The organism is Micrococcus sp. HMSC31B01 (genome assembly GCF_001816085.1).
GTDB classification, from domain to species: domain Bacteria; phylum Actinomycetota; class Actinomycetes; order Actinomycetales; family Micrococcaceae; genus Micrococcus; species Micrococcus luteus.
Map to the genome: position 1 here is coordinate 1 of NZ_KV825208.1, position 6694 is coordinate 6694.

The 6694-nt window shown below is 71.1% G+C and carries 7 protein-coding genes; all 7 read left to right on the plus strand.

The annotated features are described in order from the left end of the window. Nucleotides 1-376 precede the first annotated feature (376 nt). The gene (gene paaA, locus HMPREF3105_RS08130; RefSeq protein ID WP_036316646.1) at nt 377-1384 is read left to right on the plus strand and encodes a 1,2-phenylacetyl-CoA epoxidase subunit PaaA; all 1008 of its coding nucleotides are present in this window, start codon (nt 377-379) and stop codon (nt 1382-1384) included. Between the two features lie 3 nt (nt 1385-1387). Continuing rightward, a complete protein-coding gene (gene paaB / locus HMPREF3105_RS08135) occupies nt 1388-1690 on the plus strand; it encodes a 1,2-phenylacetyl-CoA epoxidase subunit PaaB (RefSeq protein WP_020624884.1) in 303 nt (100 codons plus the stop codon). After that, nucleotides 1687-2520 (plus strand): 1,2-phenylacetyl-CoA epoxidase subunit PaaC, encoded by an 834-nt coding sequence (gene paaC / locus HMPREF3105_RS08140; RefSeq protein ID WP_041102600.1) that lies wholly within the window; start codon nt 1687-1689, stop codon nt 2518-2520. Before paaB ends, paaC begins: the two co-directional genes overlap by 4 nt. Continuing rightward, nucleotides 2517-3026 (plus strand): 1,2-phenylacetyl-CoA epoxidase subunit PaaD, encoded by a 510-nt coding sequence (gene paaD, locus HMPREF3105_RS08145; RefSeq protein WP_041102598.1) that lies wholly within the window; start codon nt 2517-2519, stop codon nt 3024-3026. Before paaC ends, paaD begins: the two co-directional genes overlap by 4 nt. Beyond that, nucleotides 3026-4195 carry a 1,2-phenylacetyl-CoA epoxidase subunit PaaE gene (gene paaE / locus HMPREF3105_RS08150; protein ID WP_061866839.1) on the plus strand — a complete coding sequence of 390 codons (1170 nt, stop codon included), beginning with the start codon at nt 3026-3028 and terminating at the stop codon, nt 4193-4195. Before paaD ends, paaE begins: the two co-directional genes overlap by 1 nt. A gap of 31 nt (nt 4196-4226) precedes the next feature. Further along, nucleotides 4227-5012 (plus strand): enoyl-CoA hydratase/isomerase family protein, encoded by a 786-nt coding sequence (locus HMPREF3105_RS08155; RefSeq protein WP_049146507.1) that lies wholly within the window; start codon nt 4227-4229, stop codon nt 5010-5012. A gap of 231 nt (nt 5013-5243) precedes the next feature. Beyond that, nucleotides 5244-6602: an MFS transporter gene (locus HMPREF3105_RS08160; protein ID WP_070709171.1), complete on the plus strand. Its 1359-nt coding sequence runs from the start codon at nt 5244-5246 to the stop codon at nt 6600-6602. The last annotated feature ends 92 nt before the right edge of the window (nt 6603-6694 follow it).

The window sequence follows — 6694 nt, forward strand, 5'->3', positions numbered from 1 at the left end:
GGCCTCCCGCTCGCGCCGGGCGGGGCCGGCCCACGCGGCCAGGCGGGCGGCGTCGTCGTCGAGTCCGGCGGCCCGCAGGGCCGTGGCGATCTGCTGAGGTCCGATGAGGGGTGACATGCGGCCACCGTAGGGAGGGCCCGGGTCCCGCAACCGCGGTGAGGGACGATCCGGGGATGGGGGACGCCGTCGGAACGCCTGTGCAGGAGCCAACCCTCCCGCACCGTCCCGAGGGCCGCGTCGCACCCGGGCCCCGCGCGCCTCGGCGTGTTGACCGAGGTCACACCCTGGCCTATCCTGAACGAGCGGTCAGTAATTCGGTGCGCCCCGGTGCGCCCTGACCACGGAACCAGCCCGCACTCAGCGTGAGGTGATCCCCATGACGCAGACCAGCTCCCCCCAGCACCTGGCCTCCGTCCCGTCCCCCGAGGATGCGGCCGGCCAGGAGAACTTCGATCGCCTGATCGCGGAGGACTCGCGCATCGAGCCCCGCGACTGGATGCCCGAGGCGTACCGCAAGTCCCTGACCCGCCAGGTCTCTCAGCACGCGCACTCCGAGATCATCGGCATGCAGCCGGAGGCCAACTGGATCACCCGCGCCCCCTCCCTGAAGCGCAAGGCGATCCTCATGGCCAAGGTCCAGGACGAGGCCGGCCACGGCCTGTACCTGTACTCCGCCGCCGAGACCCTCGGCACCCCGCGGGACGAGCTGAACGAGCAGCTGCTCTCCGGCCGCGCGAAGTACTCCTCGATCTTCAACTACCCGGCCCGCACCTGGGCGGACATGGGCGCGATCGGCTGGCTCGTCGACGGCGCCGCGATCTGCAACCAGGTGCCGCTGTGCCGCGCCTCCTACGGCCCGTACGGCCGCGCGATGGTGCGCATCTGCAAGGAGGAGTCGTTCCACCAGCGCCAGGGGTGGGAGATCCTCTACGAGCTCTCGCACGGCACCCCGGAGCAGAAGCAGATGGCCCAGGACGCCGTGGACCGCTTCTACGGCCCGGCCCTGCAGATGTTCGGCCCGCCGGACGAGGACTCCCCCAACTCCCGCCAGTCCATGGCCTGGAAGGTCAAGCGCTTCTCCAACGACGACCTGCGCCAGCGCTTCGTGGACATGATCGTCCCGCAGGCCGAGGCCCTCGGCCTCACCCTGCCGGACCCGGACCTGAAGTGGAACGAGGAGCGCGGCCACTACGACTTCGGCGAGCTGGACTGGGACGAGTTCATGTCCGTGATCAAGGGCGACGGCCCCATGAACACCCAGCGCATGGCCCGCCGCATCCAGGCCCACGAGGAGGGCGCCTGGGTCCGCGAGGCCGCCGCCGCCTACGCCCGCCGCCAGGCCGAGCAGAACGCGCCGGCCGAGACCCACCTGATCGGAGCCTGACCCATGAGCGAGACCACCGCCGCCTCCCACGCCTGGCCCCTGTGGGAGGTCTTCGTCCGCGCCAACCGCGGCCTCTCCCACGTGCACGCCGGCTCGCTGCACGCCCCGGACGCCACCCTGGCGCTGCGCAACGCGCGTGACCTGTACACCCGCCGCAACGAGGGCACCTCCGTGTGGGTCGTCCCGGCCGAGGCCATCGCGGCCTCCGACCCGGACTCCAAGGGCGGCTTCTTCGAGTCCGCGCAGGGCAAGTCCTACCGTCACGCCACCTACTACCAGCAGTCCGAGGGGGTGCCGCACCTGTGAGCTTCGCGACCAACGACTCCGCCACGAGGCACTCCGCGGGCGTGGCCATCACCGCCGAGGAGATCGCGGCCGGCGAGCAGAAGGCGAGCGACGACGTCGCCCGCTACGCCCTCGCCCTCGGTGACGATGCCCTGATGCTCGGCCAGCGCCTGTCCTGGTGGATCTCGCGCGCCCCGGAGCTCGAGGAGGACATCGCCCTGGGCAACATCGCCCTGGACCTCGTGGGCCACGCCCGCTTCCTCCTCTCCTACGCCGGCACCGCGTGGGGCAAGACCGAGGACGAGCTCGCGTACTTCCGCGACGAGGAGGAGTTCCGCTCCGTCCGCCTCGTGGAGGCCGAGAACGGCGACTTCGCCAAGACGATCGCCCGCCAGCTGTACTACTCGTTCTACTCGTACGAGCTGTACACCCGCCTGCGCGAGTCGGCCGACCCCACGCTCGCCGCCATCGCGGACAAGGCCCTCAAGGAGGTCCTGTACCACCAGGACCACGCCGCCCTGTGGCTGCAGCGCCTGGGCCTGGGCACCGAGGAGTCGAAGCGCCGCATGCAGCGCGGCCTGGACGAGCTGTGGCCCTACGTGGCCGAGCTCTTCCACGACGACGACGTCGTCCGCGCCCTCGCCGAGCAGGGCGTCGCCGTGCTGCCGTCCTCGCTCGAGGAGCCGACGATGACCCGCATCCGCGCGGCCATCGAGGAGGCCGGCCTGACCGTCCCGACGACGGGCACCGCCCGCGGCGGCGACCGCTCCGGGGCCATGAGCGAGTACCGCGGGTACATCCTCGCGGAGATGCAGTCCCTGGCCCGCCGTCACCCGGGAGCGACCTGGTGACCACCGCCGGCGAGCTGCGCCCCGCCGATCCCGCCGACGCGCGGGTCTGGGATGCGGCCTCCACCGTGCACGACCCGGAGATCCCCGTGCTGTCCATCGCGGACCTCGGGATCCTCCGGGAGGCACGGGCCGAGGGCGAGAGGGCCGTCGTCGTCATCACGCCCACCTATTCCGGCTGTCCCGCCATGGACACCATCACCACGGACGTCACCCGCGCGCTCGAGCGCGCCGGGTTCCCCGACGCCGAGGTGCGCCTGGTGCTCCAGCCGGCGTGGACCACGGACTGGATGACGGACGAGGGCAAGGCCAAGCTCAACGAGTACGGCATCGCCCCGCCCGTCGCGCGCACCACGGACGGCCCGGTCATGATCGGCATGGCCGTGAAGTGCCCGCGCTGCCACTCCCTGAACACCCGCGAGATCACCCGCTTCGGCTCCACCTCCTGCAAGGCCCTCTACACCTGCCGGGAGTGCCTCGAGCCCTTCGACTACTTCAAGGTGCACTGATGACCGAGACCACCGACGTCCCCACCACCGGCAAGCGCCGCGCCACGTTCAACACCCTCGAGGTGTCCGAGCTGCGCCGCCTGACCGACGACTCCGTGGAGATCACCTTCGCGGTGCCCGAGGAGCTCGCCGACGACTACGACTACGTGCCGGGCCAGTACGTGGCCCTGCGCAAGGAGCTCGACGGCGCCGAGGTGCGCCGCTCCTACTCGATCTGCGCCGTCCCGAAGCGCGGCGAGATCCGCGTGGCCGTGAAGAAGGACATCGGCGGCAAGTTCTCCACGTGGGCCAACGAGAGCCTCGAGGTCGGCGAGAAGATCGACGTGATGAACCCGCAGGGCGCGTTCACGTCCCGCACGCACGTCACCTCTCTCAACGACGCCCAGAAGGTGGCGGCGGAGAAGGTCGCGGAGAAGAAGGACACGCACCTGGTGGCGTTCGCGGCCGGCTCGGGCATCACCCCGATCATGGCGATCGCCAAGGCCGTGCTCGCGGCCTCCGAGACCTCGCGCTTCGACCTGGTCTACGCGAACCGCTCCGCCATGGACGTGATGTTCGCCGAGGAGATCGGCGACCTCAAGGACAAGTACCCGGCCCGGTTCACGGTGCACCACGTGCTCTCCCGCGAGCAGCGCGTGTCCCCGCTGCTCTCCGGCCGCATCGACGAGGACAAGCTCACCACCCTCCTGGACCGCGTGATCGACGTGGAGGGCACCGACGAGTGGTTCCTCTGCGGCCCGTTCGAGCTCGTGCAGCTCACGCGTGAGACGCTCGCCGCCCGCGGCGTGTCCGAGGACGACGTGCGCTTCGAGCTGTTCACCACCGGCCGTCCGGAGAACCCGCAGGGCCACTCCGGACGTGTCGTCGAGGTGGACCCGAAGGGCGACAACGTGACCATCGAGTTCAACCTCGACGGCCTCACCGCCAAGGTCGAGTCCCCCAAGTCCGCCCACGAGACCGTCCTCAACGCGGCGCTGCGCGTCCGCTCGGACGTGCCCTTCGCGTGCGCCGGCGGCGTGTGCGGCACCTGCCGCGCCAAGGTCGTCGACGGCGCGTACGAGATGGACGAGAACTACGCGCTCGAGAAGGACGAGGTGGAGAAGGGCTACGTGCTCACGTGCCAGACCCGCCCGACCTCCGACTCGATCACGCTGGACTTCGACGCCTGAGCGCCCGCCCACGAGACCGAAGGAGCCCCCGATGATCGAGATCACCGTCGAGAACGGCGTCGCCGAGATCGTGCTGGACGCCCCCCAGAGGATGAACGCCCTGGACGAGGCCGCGCTGGCCGAACTCCAGGCCGCCTACGAGCGGGCCGCCGCCGGCGTCGAGTCCGGCGAGGTCCGGGCCGTGCTGCTGCGCGGCGAGGGCCGCGGCTTCTGCGCGGGCCGCGACATCTCCGCCGTGGTCCCGGCCGAGGACGACGCCACCGCCTACCTGCGGGACAGGGTCACCCCGGTGCTGCGGGCCATGTCCGAGATCCCGGTCCCCACCTTCGCCGCGGTGCAGGGCGCCTGCCTGGGCGTGGGCCTCGGCCTCGCGATCGCCACGGACGTGGTGTACGTGGCCGAGGACGCGAAGATCGGCTCGCCGTTCGCGAACCTCGGGGCCACCCTGGACTCGGGCGGCCACTGGCTGTTCACCGAGCGCCTGGGCGCGCACCGCACCCTCGACCTGATCTACACGGCCGAGCTCCTCTCGGGCGCCGAGGCCGTCCAGGCCGGGCTGTTCTCCCGGGCCCTGCCCGCGGACGAGCTGCTGGAGTTCACCCGCGCCAAGGTCGCCCAGGTGGCCTCCGGCGCGACCCTCGCGTTCCGCGCGTCGAAGGAGCTCGTGGCCCAGGTCCGCGACCACCGCGTGGGCCTGTGGGAGTCCCTCGACGCGGAGAACATCGCCCAGGGCGAGCTCTGCGGCACCGCGGACTACGCCGAGGGCTTCCAGGCCTTCCAGGAGAAGCGGAAGCCGGAGTTCACCGGCCGCGGCTGAGCCGCCACACCCCGCCACCGACGACGGCGCCGCACCCTTCGCGCGAGGGGCGCGGCGCCGTCGTCGTCCCGGCCCGGCCGCGTCACATTCCCGTCATCAGCCCGGATCGTGGCGTGAGTCACAGGGGATCGTATACGGTGACGGGTGTCACTTCCCGACCGATCGGTCGGGAACCACACCGTCCTGCCGCCGCCTCACGGGCGGCCGCCGCCCCGCATCCCAGGAGCATCCATGAGCCACACCGTCGCATCCCCCGCGGCGCCCGCCCCCGCGCGCGATCGCCGCGAGGAGCGCAAGGTCATCGCCGGCACCGTCGTCGGCACCACCATCGAGTGGTACGACTTCTTCATCTTCGCCCAGGCCACCGCGCTCGTCTTCGCCGCCCTCTTCTTCCAGCCGATGGGCGAGAGCGGCTCCCAGATCGCCGCGTGGGTCACCCTCGGCATCTCCTTCCTCGTCCGCCCGCTCGGCGCGATCATCGCCGGCCACCTCGGCGACCGCTTCGGCCGCAAGCTCGTGCTGTCCCTCACGCTGATCGGCATGGGCCTGGCCACCACCCTCATCGGCCTGCTGCCCACCTACGCCCAGATCGGCGTGTGGGCCCCGATCCTGCTCGTCGCCCTCCGCCTGCTGCAGGGCCTGTCCGCCGGTGGCGAGTGGGGCGGCGCGGCGCTGCTGTCCGTGGAGCACGCCCCCCACGGCAAGCGCGGCCTGTTCGGCTCCGCCCCGCAGATCGGCGTGCCGCTGGGCATGATCCTGGCCACCGGCGTGCTGTTCATCGTGCGCTCCACCATGTCCGAGGAGCAGTTCCTCACCTGGGGCTGGCGCATCCCGTTCCTGATCTCCGTGGTGCTCATCGTCGTCGGCTACCTGATCCGCAAGGCCGTCGAGGAGTCGCCGGTCTTCAAGGAGATGCAGCAGCTCAAGGTGGACGAGTCCGCCCCGCTGGGCGAGCTCTTCCGGCACCACACCAAGGAGGTCATCCTCGCCGCCGTGATCTTCGCCGCGAACAACGGCGTCGGCTACCTGCTCATCGCGTGGTTCTCGAAGTACGGCGGTCCGAAGGGTCTGGGCATGACCTCCTCCGAGGTGCTCATCGCGAGCCTCGTCGGCGGCGTCGGCTGGTTCATCTTCACCCTGCTCGGCGGCTGGGTCTCGGACAAGATCGGCCGCAAGCTGACCTTCGTCCTCGGCTACGGGTTCCTGATCGTCTGGGCCTTCCCGCTGTTCGGGCTGCTGAACACCGCGTCTCTGCCGCTGTTCTCGCTGGGCCTGTTCGTCCTGACGCTCGGCCTGGGTCCGTCCTACGGTCCGCAGTCGGCGATGTACGCCGAGATGTTCCCGGCCCGCGTCCGCTTCTCCGGCGTCTCCATCGGCTACGCGCTCGGCACCATCATCGGCGGCGCCTTCGCCCCGCTGCTCGCCGACCAGCTCGTGAAGACCGGCTGGGAGAACGTGGCCTGGTACATCATCGTGATCTCCGCGATCTCGCTCATCGCCGTCCTGTTCGTCCCCAAGGGCATCCAGGACCGCGAGCTGCACGACGAGCAGGTCGTCGCCACCCGCTCCCACCCGGTGGTCCCGGCCTGATCCGGCCCGCCTGACGGGCTTCGCCCGTCCCCACCCCACGACGACGGCGGGTCCTCCTCCGGAAGGGCGCGCCGTCGTCGTGGGCGACCGGA

What these genes read in the sequence shown, in the direction of transcription:
- paaA (WP_036316646.1), top strand. Translation starts at nt 377, where the DNA reads ATGACGCAGACCAGCTCCCCCCAGCACCTGGCCTCCGTCCCGTCCCCC.
- paaB (WP_020624884.1), top strand. Translation starts at nt 1,388, where the DNA reads ATGAGCGAGACCACCGCCGCCTCCCACGCCTGGCCCCTGTGGGAGGTC.
- paaE (WP_061866839.1), top strand. Translation starts at nt 3,026, where the DNA reads ATGACCGAGACCACCGACGTCCCCACCACCGGCAAGCGCCGCGCCACG.
- HMPREF3105_RS08155 (WP_049146507.1), top strand. Translation starts at nt 4,227, where the DNA reads ATGATCGAGATCACCGTCGAGAACGGCGTCGCCGAGATCGTGCTGGAC.
- HMPREF3105_RS08160 (WP_070709171.1), top strand. Translation starts at nt 5,244, where the DNA reads ATGAGCCACACCGTCGCATCCCCCGCGGCGCCCGCCCCCGCGCGCGAT.